The 18,375-nt window shown below is 70.3% G+C and carries 15 protein-coding genes; 8 read left to right on the forward strand and 7 right to left on the reverse strand.

Annotation, left to right across the window (positions count from 1 at the left end):
- Positions 1-37 precede the first annotated feature (37 nt).
- Positions 38-1,378 carry a gephyrin-like molybdotransferase Glp gene (glp, locus tag KBY19_RS02450; protein ID WP_099881868.1) on the reverse strand — a complete coding sequence of 447 codons (1,341 nt, stop codon included), beginning with the start codon at positions 1,376-1,378 and terminating at the stop codon, positions 38-40.
- Between the two features lie 3 nt (positions 1,379-1,381).
- Complete coding sequence (gene galU, locus KBY19_RS02455) at positions 1,382-2,284, reverse strand: UTP--glucose-1-phosphate uridylyltransferase GalU (RefSeq protein WP_099886569.1); 903 nt, start codon at positions 2,282-2,284, stop codon at positions 1,382-1,384.
- 107 nt (positions 2,285-2,391) lie between these two features.
- Between galU and KBY19_RS02460 the strand changes: the two genes are divergently transcribed.
- Positions 2,392-3,030, forward strand: coding sequence for a 5-formyltetrahydrofolate cyclo-ligase (locus KBY19_RS02460; RefSeq protein WP_185017200.1), 639 nt, complete (start codon positions 2,392-2,394; stop codon positions 3,028-3,030).
- Between the two features lie 130 nt (positions 3,031-3,160).
- Here KBY19_RS02460 and KBY19_RS02465 read toward each other — a convergent pair whose 3' ends face one another.
- Positions 3,161-5,983, reverse strand: coding sequence for a penicillin acylase family protein (locus tag KBY19_RS02465; protein WP_210965042.1), 2,823 nt, complete (start codon positions 5,981-5,983; stop codon positions 3,161-3,163).
- 211 nt (positions 5,984-6,194) lie between these two features.
- On the opposite strand from KBY19_RS02465, the gene KBY19_RS02470 reads away from it, so the two are divergent.
- From KBY19_RS02470 to mscL, 6 genes are all read left to right on the forward strand, one after another.
- Positions 6,195-7,871 (forward strand): potassium/proton antiporter, encoded by a 1,677-nt coding sequence (locus KBY19_RS02470; protein WP_247690508.1) that lies wholly within the window; start codon positions 6,195-6,197, stop codon positions 7,869-7,871.
- Between the two features lie 477 nt (positions 7,872-8,348).
- Entirely contained in the window at positions 8,349-9,620 is a 1,272-nt protein-coding gene (locus tag KBY19_RS02475; protein ID WP_247690537.1) for an MFS transporter, read from the forward strand.
- 67 nt (positions 9,621-9,687) lie between these two features.
- Complete coding sequence (locus tag KBY19_RS02480) at positions 9,688-10,050, forward strand: FmdB family zinc ribbon protein (protein WP_099881877.1); 363 nt, start codon at positions 9,688-9,690, stop codon at positions 10,048-10,050.
- 81 nt (positions 10,051-10,131) lie between these two features.
- Positions 10,132-10,968 (forward strand): S-methyl-5'-thioadenosine phosphorylase, encoded by an 837-nt coding sequence (locus tag KBY19_RS02485; protein ID WP_210965044.1) that lies wholly within the window; start codon positions 10,132-10,134, stop codon positions 10,966-10,968.
- Between the two features lie 322 nt (positions 10,969-11,290).
- On the forward strand, positions 11,291-11,713 hold the full coding sequence (locus tag KBY19_RS02490; protein WP_247690509.1) for a hypothetical protein: 423 nt from the start codon (positions 11,291-11,293) through the stop codon (positions 11,711-11,713).
- A 174-nt stretch (positions 11,714-11,887) separates the two neighbouring features.
- A complete protein-coding gene (gene mscL / locus KBY19_RS02495) occupies positions 11,888-12,442 on the forward strand; it encodes a large conductance mechanosensitive channel protein MscL (protein ID WP_099881881.1) in 555 nt (184 codons plus the stop codon).
- A gap of 172 nt (positions 12,443-12,614) precedes the next feature.
- Here mscL and KBY19_RS02500 read toward each other — a convergent pair whose 3' ends face one another.
- The gene (locus tag KBY19_RS02500; RefSeq protein ID WP_099881883.1) at positions 12,615-12,815 is read right to left on the reverse strand and encodes a hypothetical protein; all 201 of its coding nucleotides are present in this window, start codon (positions 12,813-12,815) and stop codon (positions 12,615-12,617) included.
- Positions 12,816-12,862: 47 nt separating this feature from the next.
- On the opposite strand from KBY19_RS02500, the gene KBY19_RS02505 reads away from it, so the two are divergent.
- Positions 12,863-14,017, forward strand: a complete 1,155-nt coding sequence (locus KBY19_RS02505) for a P1 family peptidase (RefSeq protein WP_099881885.1) — start codon at positions 12,863-12,865, stop codon at positions 14,015-14,017.
- Positions 14,018-14,202: 185 nt separating this feature from the next.
- Here the strand turns inward: KBY19_RS02505 and KBY19_RS02510 are convergent, their stop codons facing one another.
- From KBY19_RS02510 to KBY19_RS02520, 3 genes are all read right to left on the reverse strand, one after another.
- Positions 14,203-16,374: a fructose-specific PTS transporter subunit EIIC gene (locus KBY19_RS02510; protein ID WP_210965045.1), complete on the reverse strand. Its 2,172-nt coding sequence runs from the start codon at positions 16,372-16,374 to the stop codon at positions 14,203-14,205.
- Positions 16,371-17,339 (reverse strand): 1-phosphofructokinase, encoded by a 969-nt coding sequence (pfkB, locus tag KBY19_RS02515; protein WP_210965046.1) that lies wholly within the window; start codon positions 17,337-17,339, stop codon positions 16,371-16,373. The genes KBY19_RS02510 and pfkB overlap by 4 nt, the downstream gene beginning before the upstream one ends.
- 165 nt (positions 17,340-17,504) lie before the next feature.
- Positions 17,505-18,266, reverse strand: coding sequence for a DeoR/GlpR family DNA-binding transcription regulator (locus tag KBY19_RS02520; RefSeq protein ID WP_099881891.1), 762 nt, complete (start codon positions 18,264-18,266; stop codon positions 17,505-17,507).
- Between the last annotated feature and the right edge of the window lie 109 nt (positions 18,267-18,375).

The raw sequence follows: 18,375 nt of genomic DNA on the forward strand, positions 1-18,375 counted from the left end.
CACGGTACCGGCAGCGGCAAGGGCGCGGCCTGCTGCATCAGTCCAGGGGGACGACCGTCACTTCTTCACCGGGGGCGAGCCGGTCGGTCTTCTCGGGGACGTCGATCAGAGCGTTGGCCTGTGCGAGAGCGGCGATCAGATGGGAGCCCGCTCCCCCGACCGCCCGAACGGTGCCCAGTTCGTCCTCCTCGCCGGGCGGTGTGTAGTCGCCCCGCAGGAACTGCCGTTTGCCTTCCGGTGAGGTCAGCGGGGAGTCGACGGCCAGGCGGGCGCGCACTGTCCGCCGCCGGACGGACTCCTGACCCATCAGCGTGCGCAGTGCTGGGCGTACGAACAGTTCGAAGGAGACATAGGCGCTCACCGGGTTGCCCGGGAGGGTGAGGATGGGGGTGCGGTCGGGACCGATCAGACCGAAGCCCTGCGGCTTGCCCGGTTGCATCGCCAGTCGGCGGAACTCCACCGCGTCACCGACGGCGTCCTCGCGGTCCTCCTCCTCGCCGCCCCGGAAGGCCTCCACCCGGGAGAGCGCCTCCTTGACGACGTCGTAGGCGCCGACGCTGACCCCGCCGCTGGTGATGACCAGATCGGCACGGATCAGCTGGTCCTCGATGGTGGCCCGCAGCGTGTCGGCGTCGTCGGCCACGGCCCCGACCCGGTAGGGGATGGCTCCGGCCGCGCGTGCCGCGGCGGTCAGTACGAAGCTGTTGGCGTCGTGGATCTGCCCGGGCCCCAACGGTTCCCCTGGTGTGACGAGTTCGCTCCCGGTGGAGAGGACCACCACGCGGGGACGCGGACGGACGGTCACGGCGCCGCATCCGATGGCTGCCAGCAGTCCCACCTGTGCGGGGCCGAGGACGGTACCCGCTTTGAGTGCGACAGTGCCCGGTTTCACGTCGCTGCCCTTGGCCCGTACGTGCTGGCGGGGAAGGACCGGGCGGTGCACACGTACCTGGCCCGAGGCGCCCTCCGGTGCGTCACTGTGCGCGGGCATGGCATCCGCCGGACCGCCGCCTGTGCCGCCGTCGGTCCACTCCACCGGTACGACGGCTTCCGCACCGGGCGGCAGCGGCGCGCCGGTCATGATGCGGGCCGCCTCGCCGGACGCCACGGTGGGCAGGCCCTGGCTGCCCGCCGCGATGTCGCCGATGACGCTGAGCACCGCGGGGAACTCCTCGCTGGCTCCTTCGACGTCGGCCGTGCGCACGGCGTAGCCGTCCATGGAGCTGTTGTCGAACGGCGGGAGCGCGGTCGGGACGACGACGTCGTCGACCAGGATGCAGCCCTGCGCGTCGAGCAGGTTCAGCTCGATGGGGTCCAGCGGGCGGACACTGCGGAGGATGTCCTCCAGGTGCTCATCGACCGACCAGGTCTTGCTCAAGACTTACATCTCCTCGGTGACGTAACCGCGCAGCCAGTCCCGGAACTCCGGGCCCAGGTCCTCACGTTCGCACGCAAGCCTGACAATGGCACGCAGGTAGTCTGCCCGGTCTCCGGTGTCGTAGCGACGGCCGCTGAAGACGACACCGTGCACGGGGCCGCCCAGGGACTCGTCGGCGGAGAGGGCCTGGAGGGCGTCGGTGAGCTGGATTTCGCCGCCCCGGCCGGGCTCGGTCTTGCGCAGGACCTCGAAGACCGCCGGGTCGAGCACATAGCGGCCGATGATGGCCAGATTGCTGGGCGCTTCCTCGGCCGAAGGCTTCTCCACCAGGTCGGAGACCCGCACCACGTCGCTGTCGGAGGTGGAGTCGGCTGCTGCTGCGCCGTACAGGTGGATGCTGCCGGGGTCGACCTCGAGCAGTGCGATGACACTTCCGCCGCGCTCCTCCTGCACCTCGATCATGCGGGAGAGCAGTGGGTCGCGCGGGTCGATCAGGTCGTCGCCGAGCAGCACGGCGAAGGGCTGGTCCCCCACGTGCGGTGCGGCGCACAGGATGGCGTGCCCCAGGCCGCGCGGGTCGCCCTGTCGGACGTAGTGCATGGTGGCCAGATCGCTGGATTCCTGCACCCGGGCGAGCTTCGAGTCGTCACCCTTGTCCCGCAGCACCTGCTCCAACTCGTAGTTGCGGTCGAAGTGGTCCTCCAGGGGGCGCTTGTTGCGACCGGTGACCATGAGGACGTCCGAAAGACCGGCTGTCACCGCTTCCTCGACCACATACTGGATCGCGGGTTTGTCGACGACCGGGAGCATCTCCTTGGGTGTGGCCTTTGTCGCAGGCAGGAAGCGCGTGCCCAGGCCGGCGGCGGGGATGACTGCCTTGGTGATCGGTGCGCGGGGAGAAGTCATGTCCCGCACCATAACCGCTGACTTGATGTGGGAGATAAGCGTCCACGGCGTTTATCGCGTTTGTTGGGTTTATTGCGTTTTACGGCGCGGAAGGGGCTGGGATTTCCATGGGCGGACCGGAGGTCGTCGGCGACGGTAGTAAGCGTGAGTTGCGCCGCGCTGTCCTGTCGGTGAGGAGAACGTTGACTGCGGACGACCTCCAGGCAGCCGCACACGCACTGGCTCGTCACGTGCTGGAGCTGCCCGAGCTCGCCGGTGCGGCCACGGTCGCCGGTTATGCGTCGGTGGGCAGCGAGCCGGGCACCGGCCCGCTGCTGGAGGCGCTGCGCAGGCGGGGCGTACGGGTACTGCTGCCTGTTCTGCGGGAGGACAACGACCTCGACTGGGCGGCCTACGAGGGGCCTGATGCGCTCGTGGCGGCCGGGCGCGGGCTGCGCGAGCCGTCCGGGGCCCGACTCGGTCCGGAGGCGGTCACCCAGACGGACGCGGTGCTGCTGCCGGGGCTGGCCGTGGATCGCAGCGGACTGCGGCTGGGGCGGGGCGCCGGCTGCTACGACCGGGTACTCACCCGGCTGGCGGCCCGGGGTGCACAGCCGGCCTGTGCGGTGCTGCTGTACGACGGCGAAATGGTCGACCGTATCGAGGGCGAGGAACACGACCGCCGGGTGGACACGGCCGTGACCCCGAGCGGAGTACACCGCTTCGGGGTCACGGAGGGCCCGGCGGAAGGCCCAGCGAAAGGCTGAGCACGGGAACTGCCCGCAGGTGCGAGCCCAGGCGCCTACCGCAGGGGCTGAGCCCAGGCGCCGCTGAGCCGAGTGGCTCAGCGCATCGGCTCAGCCCAGTCACCGAGCGCAGTAGCTGAGCGCCGGGCCGTCAGGGAGTGAGGGCCATCTGGTCCTCGGTCGCCTTGTCCACCGCCTTCTCGCTGAACGGCCACTTGAGGAACTCGCCCTTGGCCCACTTGTCGGTCTGGTCGGTGTAGTGCGCGTTGTAGGCGTGCCCGGAAGCGCCGGTGAGGTTGATCCACCGGGAGTTGTCCATGTCGCTCAGGTCGACGACCATCCGCATGGACGGCACCCAGGTCACGTCGTATCCGCCCGCCGCGTTCCAGCCGGTGGCGTTGACGGCCGCCTCGCCGCCGCCCAGGTCCCAGGGACCGCGGTTGAGGAGCCACTGCATGAAGCCCGGACCGTCGGTGCCGATGGTCTGGTTCTTGAGCATCAGCCGGTGCAGCCTGCCCCAGCTCCAGGTGTTGATGTCCTTGCCGAGCTTGGAGGTGAGCTCCCAGCGCGCGTCCTTCATGGCGTGGGCCAGCAGGTCGTCGCGGTTCTTGTCACCCTTGCGGGTCGAGGTGTCGCGAGTCTTCCACCACTCGCTGTCCGGCTGCTTGAGCAGCTTGCGTACGACCTCGAACCACCGGTCACCGCCGTCGGGCTGTGCGTCGTCGGGCGAGCGCTGTCCGCACTCGCGCACCAGTCGCTGGTTGCCGTTCAGATCGTCGACAGGGCCGGAGTCGTCGGAGGGCGCGACGTACAGGCAGTCGCCCTTGACCCGCAGCTCCTTGGGGAGCTTGTCGCCGAAGGCGAGCTTGAGCAGGTTGCGCCAGACGGCGTTGAAGTAGGCGGCCGGCGCCGAGTCGGAGTCCTGGGTGTAGTCCCAGCCCTCCAGCAGCTTCTGCGCGTTCCGTACGTACTTGTCGTCCACCTCGATCTTCAGCAGGTAGGGCACCAGCAGCTTGGCGATCTCGCTGCTGTTGTCCATCTGCATCGTCTCCATGTCGTCCATGGAGACCTTCCCACCGTCCTTGATCTTCGACTGGATGAGGTCGTTGATCCGCTGACTGCGCGCTCCGTAGCCCCAGTCGTCGGTGAGCAGGTAGGGGTACTTCTCACGGTCCACGACGGCCTGGTTGGCGGTCACGATGTAGCCGCGCTTCGGGTTGTACTCCCACGGAAGGGCGCGCTGGGGGATGTAGCCCTTCCAGCGGTAGCTGGGGTCCCAGCCGGGTGCCGGGTAGCGTCCGTCGCCCTTGCCGCGTACCGGGATACGGCCGGGTGCCTGGTAGCCGATGTTGCCCTTGGTGTCGGCGTAGATCAGGTTCTGCGAGGGGACGGCGAACTCGCGGGCCGCCGCCCGGAACTCGGAGAAGTTCGAGGCCCGGTTGAGCTTGAAGACCGCGTCCATGGTCTTGGAGGGCTCCAGCGCGGTCCACCTCAGGGAGACCGCGTAGCCGTCACCGCGGTCCGGTGCGGCGTTTCCGACCGGTGACTGGTCGCCGACCTTGCGCAGTTCCTTGTCACGGTCGGAGATGATCGGCCCGTTGTTGGTCTCGCGGACGGTGATGGTGCGGTCCTTGCCGCCGGCGACCTTGATGGTCTCCTCGCGGGTGCGGTACGGCACCTGCTTGCCGTCGTACAGGTAGTGCCCGTCGCTGACCTTCTCCAGGTAGAGGTCGGTCACATCGGCGCCGAGGTTGGTCATCCCCCAGGAGATGTCCTGGTTGTGGCCGATGACCACGCCGGGCATGCCCGAGAAGGTGAAGCCGGAGACGTCGTAGGGGCACGACTTGTCCACCGAGCGGCAGTGCAGGCCCATCTGGTACCAGACGGAGGGCAGTTGCGGCGCCAGGTGCGGGTCGTTGGCCAGCAGCGGCTTGCCGGTGGTCGTGTACTTCCCGGACACCACCCAGGAGTTGGAGCCGATTCCGCTGCCGTTCGGGCCGAGCAGTCCGGGGATCTTGTCCAGCTTCTTGGCCACGGCCCCCAGCTGTGTCCTGGCCCCTTGAGCCGCCTCACCGGCTCCCTGAGCGCCGTTCCCGGTCCCGGAGGCGTCAGGGGTCGTCCCGCCGGCTCCGGCGCCCGCAGCGGGCGGCTCACCGCCGCCGGTACCCGACTGCCCGGTGCCGGTGCCGGCCGAACCGTTCTGCGGACCGTTCTCGCCGCCCTCGGCCTTCGGGTCGAACTTCTTGGTGGCGGGGTCGACCGAGCCCTTGTCGACGATGGGCTTGTTCCTGTCGAACGGGTACTCCGGGTACAGGTCCTCGATCTGGTCCTTGTCCAGGCGGCTGGTCATCAGCGCCCGGTCGGTCTCGTCCGACAGGTTGCCGCGCAGGTCCCAGGCCATCGCCTTGAGCCAGGCGACCGAGTCGACGGGGCTCCAGTCGGCGGGCTGGTAGTTCTCTCCCGCCAGGTCGAGTGCCGCGTACTCGACGGAGAGTTCCGAGCCCTTGTGGTCCTTCAGGTAGGCGTTGACACCAGCGGAGTACGCCTTGAGGAAGCCCTTGGTCTCGGCGGGGAGTTGCTTGTACTCCTTCTCGGCCACCCTGCGCCAGCCGAGGGTGCGCAAGAACGCGTCGGTCTTCACCTGGCTGTCGCCGAACATCTCCGACAGGCGCCCGGAGGTCATGTGGCGGCGCACGTCCATCTCCCAGAAGCGGTCCTGCGCCTGCACATAGCCCTGGGCGAGGAAGAGGTCCTTGGAGTTGTCGGCGTAGATCTGCGGAATGCCGCTGCTGTCCCGCTTCACGCTGACCGGCGCGGTCAGTCCCTTGAGCTTGAGCGACCCGGTGGTCTGCGGGAAGGAGTCCCGGACAGTGCTGACGCCCCAGTAGGTGCCGCCGCCGATGCCGGCCACGAGCAGCAGCACGACGACGATCACGATGAGGCGGGCGCGTCGCGAGGTCTTCTTGGCGGGCATCGCTGTCCTTCGAGGGGCAGGGTGAACCTTGACTGAGGGGACCGGACGGGCTCGATCCGTACGGAGCAACCATAGGCCGACCCCCGACGCGCCCGGACAGCGAGTCACCCCCTGGGAATTCTCCCGGCGGCATATTCAAGCAATGGTAAATTGTTAGCTACCCAAACGAACTAGCCGCTGCCGGACATCTGTCCGGGAGCCGCGCTCCGCCATGGGCGGCGCGTCAAGAACTCGTCAGGAAAGCGTCAGGAGACCGTCAGGACCGCCCCACGTACCAGCCCGCCCGCTCAAGAACCCGCCTTCAGGCGCCGATTCCCCGCGCCCGGAGCAACCGACTCGTGCACTCAAGGAGAGAGCCCCGGCCAGAGAGGACCGTGCCCTGACCGTCCACAGCCTCAACCAGCTACTGCTCTTCAGCGCCCTCGTCCTGCTCATCGCCGTCGCGGCGGTCCGTCTCTCCTCGCGCAGCGGGCTGCCCAGCCTGCTCGTCTACCTCGGGATAGGCATCGCCATAGGCCAGGACGGCATCGGCTTCGCCTTCTCCGACGCCGCGCTGACCCAAGTCCTCGGATACGCCGCCCTCGTGGTGATCCTCGCCGAGGGCGGACTCAGTACGAAATGGCGTGACATCCGGCCCGCTGTGCCTGCGGCCGCCGTGCTGTCGACGTTCGGCGTGGCCATCAGCGTGACCGTCACGGCGCTGGCCGCGCACTACCTGATCGGACTCGACTGGCAGGCCTCGCTCCTGATGGGCGCCGTGGTCTCCTCGACGGACGCCGCCGCCGTCTTCTCCGTGCTGCGCAGGGTGCCGCTGCCCAAACGGCTCACCGGCGTGCTGGAGGCCGAGTCCGGGTTCAACGACGCACCTGTCGTGCTGCTGGTCGTCACCTTCTCCTCGCTCGGCACGGAGCACCACACCTGGTACTTCCTGCTGGGCCAGATCATCGTCGAACTGGCCATCGGGCTGCTGGTGGGTCTGGTCGTCGGCAAGCTCGGTGAGCTGGGCATGCGCCATGTGGCGCTGCCCGCGTCCGGGCTGTACCCCATCGCCGTGATGGCGCTGTGCTTCCTGGCGTACGCCGGCGGCGCCATGGCACACGGTTCCGGCTTCCTCGCCGTCTACGTCGCAGCGCTGATCCTGGGCAACGGCAAACTGCCGCACCGTCCCGCTGTCCGCAGCTTCGCCGACGGAGTGGCCTGGATGGCGCAGATCGGCCTCTTCGTACTGCTTGGGCTGCTGGTGACGCCGCACGACCTGTGGAAGGACTTCTGGCCCGCCGTACTGATCGGGCTGGCCCTCACCCTGGTCGCCCGCCCGCTGTCGGTCTTCCTCTGCCTGGAGCGGTTCCGCCTGCCCTGGCAGGACAAGGTGCTGCTCTCCTGGGCCGGGCTGCGGGGTGCCGTGCCCATCGTGCTGGCGACCATCCCGATGGTCGCCGACGTCGAGGGCAGCCGGCGCATCTTCAACATCGTCTTCGTGCTGGTCGTCGTCTTCACCGTGCTCCAGGGGCCGACCTTGCCCTGGCTGGCCCGGAAGCTGCGGCTGAACGAGAGGGACGAGGCGGCGGACCTCGACATCGAATCCGCGCCACTGGAGCGACTGCGCGGACACCTGCTGTCCGTGGCGATCCCCTCGACGTCCCGGATGCACGGCGTCGAGATCACCGAACTGCGCCTCCCGGCGGGCGCCGCCGTCACCTTGGTGGTGCGCGACGGTGCCAGCTTCGTACCCCTGCCCTCCACCGTGCTGCAACACGGTGACGAGCTTCTGGTCGTCACCACGGACCAGGTGCGCGACGCCGCCGAACGACGCCTGCTGTCGGTCAGTCGCGGCGGCAAGCTCGCCGGCTGGCTGAGCTCGGGAGGCAGCACGGCCATACGCCGGTGACCGCCGGGGCCGAGCGGCGACTGCCGAGACAGCGCGCAGTGCGCCGGTGGCCGCCAGCTGGTGCAGCGGTGGCCACCGTGGCGGCGCTGTGGGCCTGGCTGGCGCGGTGGTGCACGCCGTGGCGGCGCCGGCGGGACTGCGGGCCGGTGCCGCCGGGCTTGTGTCACGTTTTACGGAAAACTGCCCGAGCCCGTTATCCTCAGTGCGGAAAGAAACACCCCGACTCTGCCTGACGCAGAGCTGGCGCGACCGCTCGGCGGCCACGGTCCGGAAAGCCCACCCCTGCACCGGACCGGGTATCTACCCCGGTCCTGCGCGAGAGGACAGCTCTCGGCGCGTCACACCGAACGCGCTACCAGGCGGCAGAAAGGCCCGGCCGTGGAATCCCCGGCCACCGAGACCGACCACGCACAGACCGACGAGGCACGAGAGAACCGGCGCTCCGGGCGCTCCTCCCAGCGCCCCGGATACGGACGACTGCTGCGCACCGAGGGAGCTTGGTCCTTCCTGCTGCCCGGCTTCCTGGCCCGCCAGCCCTACGCGATGCTGACGATCAGCATCGTGCTGCTCGTCCAGCACACCACCGGATCGTTCGGCCTGGCAGGTGCCGTCTCGGCGACGGCGGGCATCGCCATGGCTCTCATCGCGCCGCAGAGCGGCAGGCTCGCCGACCGGTTCGGACAGGGCGCCGTCCTCGTCCCCCAGGTGTTCTTGCACGTGCTCACCGTCGCGGCCCTGATCGCCGCTGCCCTCCTGGGCGCGCCGCTGTGGGTGCTGTTCGTCGCGGCGGTGCCGGCCGGTGCCACCGCACCGCAGATCAGCCCCATGGTGCGTGCCCGCTGGGCGGCGCGGCTGCAGGGGTCCCCGCTGATGAACACGGCGGCGGCCTTCGAGTCGGTGACGGACGAGTTCACCTTCGTGGTCGGCCCGGTGCTCGCCACGGCACTGTGCACGGGGGTGCATCCCGCCGCGGGGCTCGCCGCTGAGGCAGGCGTCTCCTTGGTGGGCGGGCTGGTCTTCGCCGCACAGCGCCGTACGCAGCCTGCTCCGGCCCGCACGCGCGCGGGCGCCGGTGAGCGGACCGGCGCCGACGCCCCGCAGGCCGCCGGGCAATCGACGTCCACACTGGCCGTGCCCGGGGCGCGGGTGCTCGTGGCGGCGCTGCTCGGAATCGGGATGGTCTTCGGCGGGATGCAGGTCTCGCTCACCGCGTTCACCGAGTCGATCGGTCAGCCGGGCATCAACGGCGTGATGTACGGCGTCTTCGCGGCGGGCAACATGCTGGCTGCCGTCGCCGTGGGCGCCATCCGCTGGAAGCGCGGGCCCCAGACCCGGCTGCTGACCGCCTACCCGGCGCTGGTGGCGGCTGCCGCGCTGGTGGCGCTGACTGCGCAGCTGGGGCCATGGGCGGTGCTGCTGGGAGCGCTCGGTGCGCTGACCGGGCTGTGCGTGGCCCCGTGCATGATCACCTGCTTCACGCTGATCGAGACGCTGGTCCCGGCCGGTGCCCGGACCGAGGCGCTCACCTGGCTGACGGGAGCGGTGGCGCTGGGCCAGGCGACGGGTTCGACAGTGGCGGGGCAGCTCGCGGACCACTCCGGAGCCGGGGCGGGCTTCCTCACCCCACTGGCCGGTACCGGTCTCGCCCTGCTGGTGCTGCTGAGCTTCAAGAAAGCGCTGCACCCCGCGCACAACGGACTGGTTGCCGCACGTGGGCTGGGTCACCGAACCTCGGTCCCGGTGGACTGACGCGCTGGAATGCTGCACTATTGACCGTTGTTAGCACTCAACAAGTGAGAGTGCCAGGAGGAAGAACGTGCCGACCTATCAGTACCAGTGCACCGAGTGCGGCGAGGGCCTCGAGGTGGTGCAGAAGTTCACGGACGACTCGCTGACCGAGTGCCCCGGCTGCCAGGGCCACCTCAAGAAGGTCTACTCGGCGGTCGGCATCGTCTTCAAGGGCTCCGGCTTCTACCGCAACGACAGTCGCAGCAGCTCCTCGTCGAGCAGCAGCCCCGCCTCCAGCAGCTCGTCCTCGGACTCGTCCGGCAAGAACGGCGACTCCAAGGGCTCGTCCTCCTCTTCGGACTCGTCGTCTTCCAGCTCGTCCTCCTCGGAGTCGAAGTCCTCCGGCAAGAGCGACAGCAAGAGCACCGCCAAGGCGGGCACTTCAGCCTGAACCGAACGCTCGGCAGGCCCGTGCGCCGGGCCTGCTCCGTCCCCCTGCCCAGCGCCAGGTGTGCGCCCTTAGGGTGACGGCATGAGCGAACAGGCAGAGATCGGCGTCATCGGCGGTTCCGGCTTCTACTCCTTTCTCGACAATGTGACCGAGATCACTGTCGAGACGCCCTATGGGTCGCCGAGTGACTCGCTCTTCCTGGGAGAGACCGGCGGCCGCCAGGTGGCTTTCCTTCCGCGCCACGGCCGCGGTCACCACCTGCCCCCGAACCGCATCAACTATCGCGCCAACATGTGGGCGCTGCGCTCGGTGGGCGTACGGCAGATCATCGCGCCGTGCGCGGTCGGCGGTCTGCAGCCGCAGTACGGTCCGGGCACGCTCGTGGTGCCGGACCAGCTGGTGGACCGTACGAAGTCGCGGCAGCAGTCCTTCTTCGACGGAGAGCCCCTCACCGACGGCAGCATTCCCCAGGTCATCCATGTCGCCTTCGCCGACCCGTACTGCGACGCCGGCCGCCAGGCGGCGCTGCGGGCCGCCCGGGGCAAGGGCTGGGAAGCGGTGGACGGCGGCACACTGTGCGTGATCGAGGGCCCGCGTTTCTCCACCCGTGCCGAGTCCCGCTGGCACGCGGCACAGGGCTGGGCCGTCGTCGGCATGACCGGCCACCCCGAGGCGATCCTCGCCCGCGAGCTGGAGCTGTGCTACTCCTCGCTGGCCTTGGTCACCGACCTGGACGCGGGTGCCGAGGCCGGGGACGGCGTCTCGCACGAGGAGGTGCTTCGGGTCTTCGGCGAGAACATCGGCCGGTTGCGCGAGGTCCTGTTCGACGCCGTACGCGAGCTGCCCGCCGCGGACGCACGCAAGTGCGAGTGCGGTTCGGCGCTGGGCGGGCTGCAGCCCGGAATCACCCTTCCCTGACCCTCCCCGTCCCCCTCCCGGGTGACGGAGTTGTCCACAACTCTCCGGTCATCCACAGATTTCCGGGGCCGTCAGCGGGATTCCGCCGATGGGTTCACCGTAGTCACCGAAGGCCGTGAACAGGCGGTTCTTCTCCCTGTGATGGCTGGTGGTGAACGTCGTGCCCCGATCCCGGAATCCCCTTCCCGAGCGGCCCCTCCCCGAAAAACTGCCCCTTCGTACGCGCTCACGCGCATCCGTTCCCGACTTCCCCCCGGTACGCGCCGGGCGCGGTGGCCGCCGGTTACGGCGCGGGGCGCCGGGACGCCGCAGGGCCCTCTCGGTGGCGCTGGCCGTCACCGCGGCGGGCCTCGCGGTCGCCGCGCCGGGCGGCGGCGCGGCACAGGACGCCACCGACGGCAGGACCGGCGGGCGGGCAGGGACCCGGCCGGGCGATGAGAGATCCGTCACTGACGGGGGTGCTCAGACGGCTCCCGTCTCCGCGCCCGTGCGCATCGCCGACCCGGCCATGGTCCGGTTGCTGAGCCCCGGCGACCGGATCGACGTACTGGCGAGCACGTCCAAGAGCACTTCCGCCCGAGTCGTGGCCGCAAATGCCCGAGTAGCCCAGGTGCCGAAGTACCGGGACACTGTCTCGGGCGGCGGAGCCGAGGACGCCCTGATCGTTGTCGTCGTCCCCCGGCGGACGGCGGCAGCGCTGGCGGGCGCCGCGGCGAAGTCCCGGTTGGCGGTGACGCTGTGCTGAGCCGCCTCCTGCCCCGGTCACGCCGGGGGCGCCAGGGTCGCCTGCGTATGGACCACCGTGTTCCGGGGCAGGCGAGCCGCCTGTTTCGTCCGTGGGTGCCGATCGCAGTCCCGTGCGCCCTCGGCCTCCCGCTCGCAGTCCGCATCGTCACATGGTTCTGGAAGAGGAAGTCCGTTGAGCAACGACGCACCCGCACCCGAGAAGAAGGGCGTCCTGACCGGCTTCAAGGAATTCCTGATGCGCGGCAACGTGGTCGAACTGGCCGTTGCCGTGGTCGTCGGGGCAGCCTTCAGCAAGATCGTCGACGCCGTCGTCAACGGATTCATCAACCCACTTGTCGGTGCTGTCGGGACCAAGGATCTGGACAAGTACCGCTCCTGCCTGAAGGGCCCTTGCGAGTACAGCTCGACGGGCGAGGTAGTGGACGGCATCCCGATCCACTGGGGCCCGGTGCTCAGCGCCACGCTGACCTTCCTGATCACGGCGGCAGTCGTCTACTTCCTCATGATCCTGCCGATGAACAAGTTCAAGGAGCGCCAGCAGGCCAAGGCGGGCCCGGTGGAGGTGCCCAAGACCGAGGTCGAACTGCTGACGGAGATCCGCGACGTACTGCTCGCCCAGCGCGCGGGCGAGAACGGCTCCCCCGAGGCCGGCGACGGCAGCGCGACGGCCGGCCCGGACGGCTCGGTGGGACCGCAGCGCGGCAGCGGCATCAGCACGAACAAGTAGCGCGGAAGTCCGCGCAAGCGCCACCCCGCTCCCGCCCGGAGGACGAAAACGGCTCCCGCCCGGGTGACAGCGTCCGTGCCCGTGCCAAGAGCCGGGGCTCCCGGACCCCCCGGACCGGGCAGCGCACACCCGAGAGCCGGGAGCAGGCGCGGTACGGCCTGCTGGGCCGGGGTCAGAGGTGGTGGGGCGGCTTCTCGTCGAGGAAGCGCGCGAGGTCGGCCTCGGCTCCCCCGGACGCGCCGCCCGACCCCTCGCCCCAGCCCCGGTCCGTGTCGTCGGACGACGGACGGCTCAGCGGGTCGTCGAAGATCAGCGAGGCCGCCGCGTCGTGCGGGGTGTCCGGCCGGACGGGGGGCTGCGGGTCGACGCTCATGGCTCAAGCGTACGGCCGTCGCATGCGCCTGCTGGTATTGATGCTTCATGGACACTCACGACGCCCAGGAGCCGCGCCCCGCGCCGCAGCAGCCGCCGACCGGCGCGCGGGACGCGCTGACCGATGTGCCCGGCCTGCGCGTGGGTCACGCACAGCGGACCGAGGACGGCTGGCTGACCGGTACGACGGTGGTGCTGACTCCGCAGGAGGGCGCCGTCGCGGGGGTGGACGCTCGGGGCGGAGCCCCGGGGACTCGGGAGACGGACGCGCTGGACCCGCGCAATCTGGTCGAGCGCATCCACGCAGTCGTCCTCAGTGGCGGCAGCGCATTCGGGCTGGACGCCGCCTCGGGCGTGATGGGCTGGCTGGAGGAGCAGGGTCGCGGCGTTCAGGTGGGCGCCGATCCCTCACAGGTGGTACCGGTCGTTCCGGCGGCGGTCATCTTCGACCTGGGACGGGGCGGACGCTGGAACGCCCGGCCGGACGCGGCGCTGGGTCGCGAGGCGGTGGAGGCGGCGGCCGCGACGGAACCGGGCGCGCCGGTGGCGGAAGGGAGTGTCGGCGCCGGGGCAGGTGCTGTTGTCGGTGGCCTCAAGGGCGGCATAGGCACGGCGAGCACCCGGCTGGCCTCCGGAACGGTGGTCGGCGCCCTGGTGGTGCTCAACGCGGCGGGGTCGGCGACGGACCCGGCGACGGGGGTGCTCTACGGCGAACTGGCCGACGGCCTGCCGCACATCCCGACCGAGGACGAGCACGCCGAGGCGGAGATGCTGCGCTCGGAGGCGAAGGAGGAAACCGCCAGGCGCGCCGCGGGAACACTCCGGCCCGCCTTGAACACCACCCTGGTGGTGCTGGGAACGGATGCGGGACTGACCCGCCCACAGGCCCAGCGGATGGCGGGCAGCGCCCACGACGGGCTGGCGAGGGCGGTGCGCCCGGTGCATCTGATGCACGACGGGGACACGGTGTTCGCGCTGGCCACGGGCGCCCGCGAGCTGGGGAGCGGCGAGATCAACGAGGTACTGGCCGCGGGAGCCGACGTGGTCACCCGCGCGGTGGTCAAAGCGGTGCGGGCAGCGGACGGTGTGGACGGCCCCGGTGGAGTCTTTCCCTCCTACAACGATCTATACGGCCCTGGGCTCCGCGGACCGGACGGGGACGAACGGACCATGGCGGACCGGGAGCCCGACGCCGACGGCTGACGAGGGCACCGCGCCGGGTGCCGCGAGGCAGGTGGCCACGCCTGGAGCCGACCCGGGCACCGCACCGAGCACGTGGGGAGCGGATGCCGGCCGGCACCGTCCCGGCGCCGCACCGTCCAACCGGCACGGTCCCGGCGACGCACCGTGGAACAGCGCTGTCGCCGGGACCGCCTGACAGGTCCGGTTCAGACACCTGCCGGGACGCGTGCCTCCCCGCTGTCCTGCGCCGGGGCGCTCTCCGCCTTCGGGGCCTGCTTACGGGCGCCCTTGAGGACGAGAGTCAGACCGGCCGTAACAACAGTTCCGGCCGCGATGGCGACGAGGTAGAGCAGCGGGGACCCGATCAGCGGCACGACGAAGATTCCGCCGTGGGGGGCTCGCAGCGTGCTCCCGAAGGCCATCGAGAGCGCGCCGGTGACAGCTCCGCCGGCCATCGAGGCGGGGATCACCCGCAGCGGGTCGGCCGCGGCGAACGGAATGGCTCCCTCGCTGATGAAGGAGGCACCGAGCACCCAGGCGGCCTTGCCGTTCTCCCGCTCGGTCTTGGTGAAGAGGCTGCCGCGCACGGTGGTGGCGAGCGCCATGCCCAGCGGCGGCACCATTCCGGCGCCCATGGCGGTGGCCATGACCATCAGGCTGCCGTTGCCGGGGTCGGCGGTGGCGATGCCCCCGGTGGCGAAGGTGTAGGCGACCTTGTTGACGGGCCCGCCCAGGTCGAAGCACATCATCAGGCCGATGAGCAGCCCGAGCAGGACGGCGTTGGTACCGGTCAGTCCGCCCAGCCAGTCGGTCATGGCCTTCTGCGCGGTGGCGATCGGCTTTCCGACGACCACGAACATCAGCGCGCCGACGATCGCGGACGAGATCAGCGGGATGACGACGACCGGCATGATGCCGCGCAGTACAGCCGGGATATCGACCCTCTGGATCGCCATCACGATGGCGCCTGCGAGCAGTCCGGCCACCAGCCCGCCGAGGAAGCCCGCCTGAATCTGGACGGCCACAGCACCGCCCACGAAACCGGGTACGAGACCGGGCCGGTCGGCCATGCCGTAGGCGATGTAACCCGCCAGGACGGGCACGAGGAAGCCGAAGGCGAGGCCGCCGATCTGGTTGAGCAGGGCGGCCCAGCTGTGGGCCTCGCTCCACACGAAGTGGTCGGCGACGGACTTGGCGTCGGCGATCTCGTACCCGCCGATGGCGAACGACAGAGCGATCAGCAGCCCGCCCGCGGCGACGAAGGGGACCATGTAGCTGACCCCGGTCATCAGCCAGGTGCGCAGCCGGGTCCCGAACCCGTCACCTTCTGCGGCCCCCTTGTCCATGGGGACGGCGGCCGAGGCCTTGGGCGAGGACTCACCGCGCGCGGCCTTGGTCCGGGCCTCCTCGATGAGTTCGGCGGGACGGTTGATGGCGGCCTTGACCCCGACATCGACGGTGGGCTTCCCGGCGAAGCGTTCCCGTTCCCGGACCTCGACGTCGTGGGCGAAGATCACGGCGTCCGCGGCAGCGATCACCGAGGGGTCGAGCCGCTGGAATCCGGCCGAGCCCTGGGTCTCGACCGTGACGACGGTGCTGGACGCGTCCTCCTCGGCCGCTCTCTCCAGCGACTCAGCCGCCATGTAGGTGTGGGCGATACCGGTGGGGCAGGAGGTGACGGCCACGATCCGGAAGGACTCCGAGGCCGAGGCCCCGGACTCCCGGTCACTGGACTTCTGCGACTTCTGCGACTGCGTCGACGGCTCGGTGCGCTCGGCGTGTTCCGGCCCGGAGTCCGGGTCCGCCGACGGCTCGGGGCTTCCGGATCGCTCCGGTCCCGCCTCCTGCGGTTGGGGCCTGCTCTCGCCGTCCGCCGATGTGTCGGCCGTCTCGCCCGACGTCTCCGGCTGCCCGTCGGAGGAAGGCGTGCCCGGATCGGCGTCCCCACGGATGAGCGCCGACGCCCGTTCCGCATCCGACACGGAGCGCAGAGCGGCGGTGAACCCGGGGTCGGCCAGATGGCGGGCGAGGGAGGACAGGATCGTCAAGTGATCGCTGTCAGCGCCGTCAGGGGCAGCGATCAGGAAGATGAGGTCCGCCGAACCATCGGTGGCACCGAAGTCGATGGGCGTTCGGGGACGGCCGAACGCCAGCGTCGGCTCGGTGACGTGAGTGCTGCGGCAGTGGGGTATGCCGATGCCTCCTTCGAGGCCGGTCGGCATCTGCGCCTCGCGGGCCTCGACATCGGCGAGGAAACCTTCGAGGTCGGTGACACGGCCCTGCGAGACCATCCGCTCGGCGAGCGAGCGGGCGGCATCGGCCTTGGTGGTGGCGGACAGATCGAGATCGACCAGCTCCGCTGTGATCAACTGGCTCATCGGACGGCTCCGTTGACATCGGGGAGAAGGGGGAGGTCCAAGGGGACGTCGGTGGTCACGGTGACCGCTTCCGGACGGACGTCGTCCGGAGTGGGCATCTGGCTGCCGGGCAGTTGGACGGCGGCTGCGCCATGCGCCACGGCCGAGACCAGTGCCTGGGCCCGGGCGCCGCCGGCGGTCAGAAAGCCCGCCAACGAGGCGTCGCCCGCACCCACATCACTGCGGACGGTGGCGACGGGAGCGGTTGCGAAGTAGGTGCCGGTGGCGTCCAGCAGGAGCTGTCCTGTGGCGCCGAGGCTGGCCAGCACCGCTCCCGCGCCGGCGCCCCGCACCTCCTCGGCTGCCTTGACGGCATCCCCGACGGTGGTGAGGGGGCGGCCGACGACCTCGGCGAGTTCGTCGGCGTTGGGCTTGACCACATCGGGCTGCGCGGGGAGGGCTGCCGCGAGGGCGGGGCCCGAGGTGTCGAGCGCGACGCGGACCCCGTTCTCGCGGGCCCGGGTGACGACTGCCGCGTACCACTCGGGCGCGAGTCCCCGCGGCAGGCTGCCGCAGCACACGAGCCAGCGCGCCCGGCTCGAGGCGGCTTCGGCGGCAAGGGTGTCCAGGAGCGACTGGGACTCCGCCGCGCCGATGTGGGGACCGGCAGCGTTGATCTTGGTCAGGGTGCCGTCCGGTTCGGCCAGGGAGATGTTGACCCGGGTCGAGCCCTGCACCGGCACACCGGCCACCGCGATACCGAGATCGCTGAGGAGCTGCGAAAGGAGGGCGCCTTCCGGGCCACCGACCGGCAGGACGGCAACCGTGGGATGCCCCGCAGCGGCAACCGCGCGGGAAACGTTGACCCCCTTGCCGCCCGGGTCGACACGGTCGGCACTCGCCCGCAGCACGGCCCCACGGTCGAGAGCCGGTATCTCATATGTGCGATCGAGGCTGGGATTGGGGGTGACGGTGAGGACGGTCATAGGTGGTTCCAGAGTTGTTGCGATGCGCCGGAGCGCCGGGGACGGTGCCTGGCGAGAGGGACGGGGAGGGGGACGGGAGAGCAGGGACGGAGAAGAGGGGGCTGGGGTCGGAACGAGGTGGAGGGGCGGGGGGGGTGTGGGCAGTGGGCGGGCCCCGGAGGCGCCTCAGACGCGTTTGACCTTGGTGCCCTGGGCTTCGATGGCGCGCGCCTCGTCCTTGCTCAGTCCGGTGTCGGTGATGAGGAGGTCGACCTGTGACAGGTCGCCGAAGCGGGCGAAATGCTCCTGTCCCGCTTTGGTGGAATCAGCGAGCAGAACAACGTGCCGGGCCGCCGCCATGATCGTGCGCTTGACGGCCGCCTCGGCCAGATCGGGGGTGGTGAGTCCACCGGCGACGGAGAAGCCGTTGGTGGCGAGGAAGAGGACGTCGGCCTTGATCTCGCCGTAGGTCCGCAGGGCCCACGCGTCGACGGCCGCACGAGTGCGGTGCCGTACCCGCCCGCCGACGATGTGCAGTTCGATCCCGGCATGGTCGGCCAGACGGGCCGCGGTGGGAAGGGCGTGGGTCACGACCGTCAGCGAGGCGTCCATGGGAATGACCGTGGCGAGCCGGGCCGTGGTGCTGCCGGCGTCGAGCACCACGCTTCCCTCCGGGGGCAGCTCGGCGAGGGCGGCCTGCGCGATGCGCTCCTTCTCGTCGGTCGCCGCCGACTCCCGGGAAGCCAGGTCGGGCTCGAAGTCGAGACGCCCTGCGGGGATGGCACCACCGTGGACGCGGCGCACGAGTCCGGCGCGGTCCAAAGCCTTGAGGTCACGGCGCACTGTCTCGGCGGTGACATCGAACTCGGCCGCCAGCGACAGCACATCCACGCGGCCCTGCTCCTCCGCGAGACGGAGGATGGCCTGCTGGCGCTCAGGTGCGTACATGTGGGTTCAGGTCCGTTCTGTGCCCGGTCATGTGGGTTACTCGGGAGACTACGACCGGCTGACCGGAAAGTAAACACATTCGGGCACCCTTTCGGGCGCGGACGGACAC

Origin of the sequence: Streptomyces sp. B15 (assembly GCF_018070605.1) — a bacterium.
Lineage (GTDB): Bacteria > Actinomycetota > Actinomycetes > Streptomycetales > Streptomycetaceae > Streptomyces > Streptomyces smyrnaeus.

Excerpts from the sequence above, each read along its gene's own strand:
- KBY19_RS02500 (WP_099881883.1), bottom strand. The coding sequence starts at position 12,815 with ATGAGCGTCGACCCGCAGCCCCCCGTCCGGCCGGACACCCCGCACGAC.
- galU (WP_099886569.1), bottom strand. The coding sequence starts at position 2,284 with ATGACTTCTCCCCGCGCACCGATCACCAAGGCAGTCATCCCCGCCGCC.
- KBY19_RS02485 (WP_210965044.1), top strand. The coding sequence starts at position 10,132 with ATGAGCGAACAGGCAGAGATCGGCGTCATCGGCGGTTCCGGCTTCTAC.
- KBY19_RS02520 (WP_099881891.1), bottom strand. The coding sequence starts at position 18,266 with ATGTACGCACCTGAGCGCCAGCAGGCCATCCTCCGTCTCGCGGAGGAG.
- pfkB (WP_210965046.1), bottom strand. The coding sequence starts at position 17,339 with ATGACCGTCCTCACCGTCACCCCCAATCCCAGCCTCGATCGCACATAT.
- KBY19_RS02505 (WP_099881885.1), top strand. The coding sequence starts at position 12,863 with ATGGACACTCACGACGCCCAGGAGCCGCGCCCCGCGCCGCAGCAGCCG.
- KBY19_RS02465 (WP_210965042.1), bottom strand. The coding sequence starts at position 5,983 with ATGCCCGCCAAGAAGACCTCGCGACGCGCCCGCCTCATCGTGATCGTC.
- KBY19_RS02470 (WP_247690508.1), top strand. The coding sequence starts at position 6,195 with ATGGGCGGCGCGTCAAGAACTCGTCAGGAAAGCGTCAGGAGACCGTCA.
- KBY19_RS02460 (WP_185017200.1), top strand. The coding sequence starts at position 2,392 with ATGGGCGGACCGGAGGTCGTCGGCGACGGTAGTAAGCGTGAGTTGCGC.
- KBY19_RS02510 (WP_210965045.1), bottom strand. The coding sequence starts at position 16,374 with ATGAGCCAGTTGATCACAGCGGAGCTGGTCGATCTCGATCTGTCCGCC.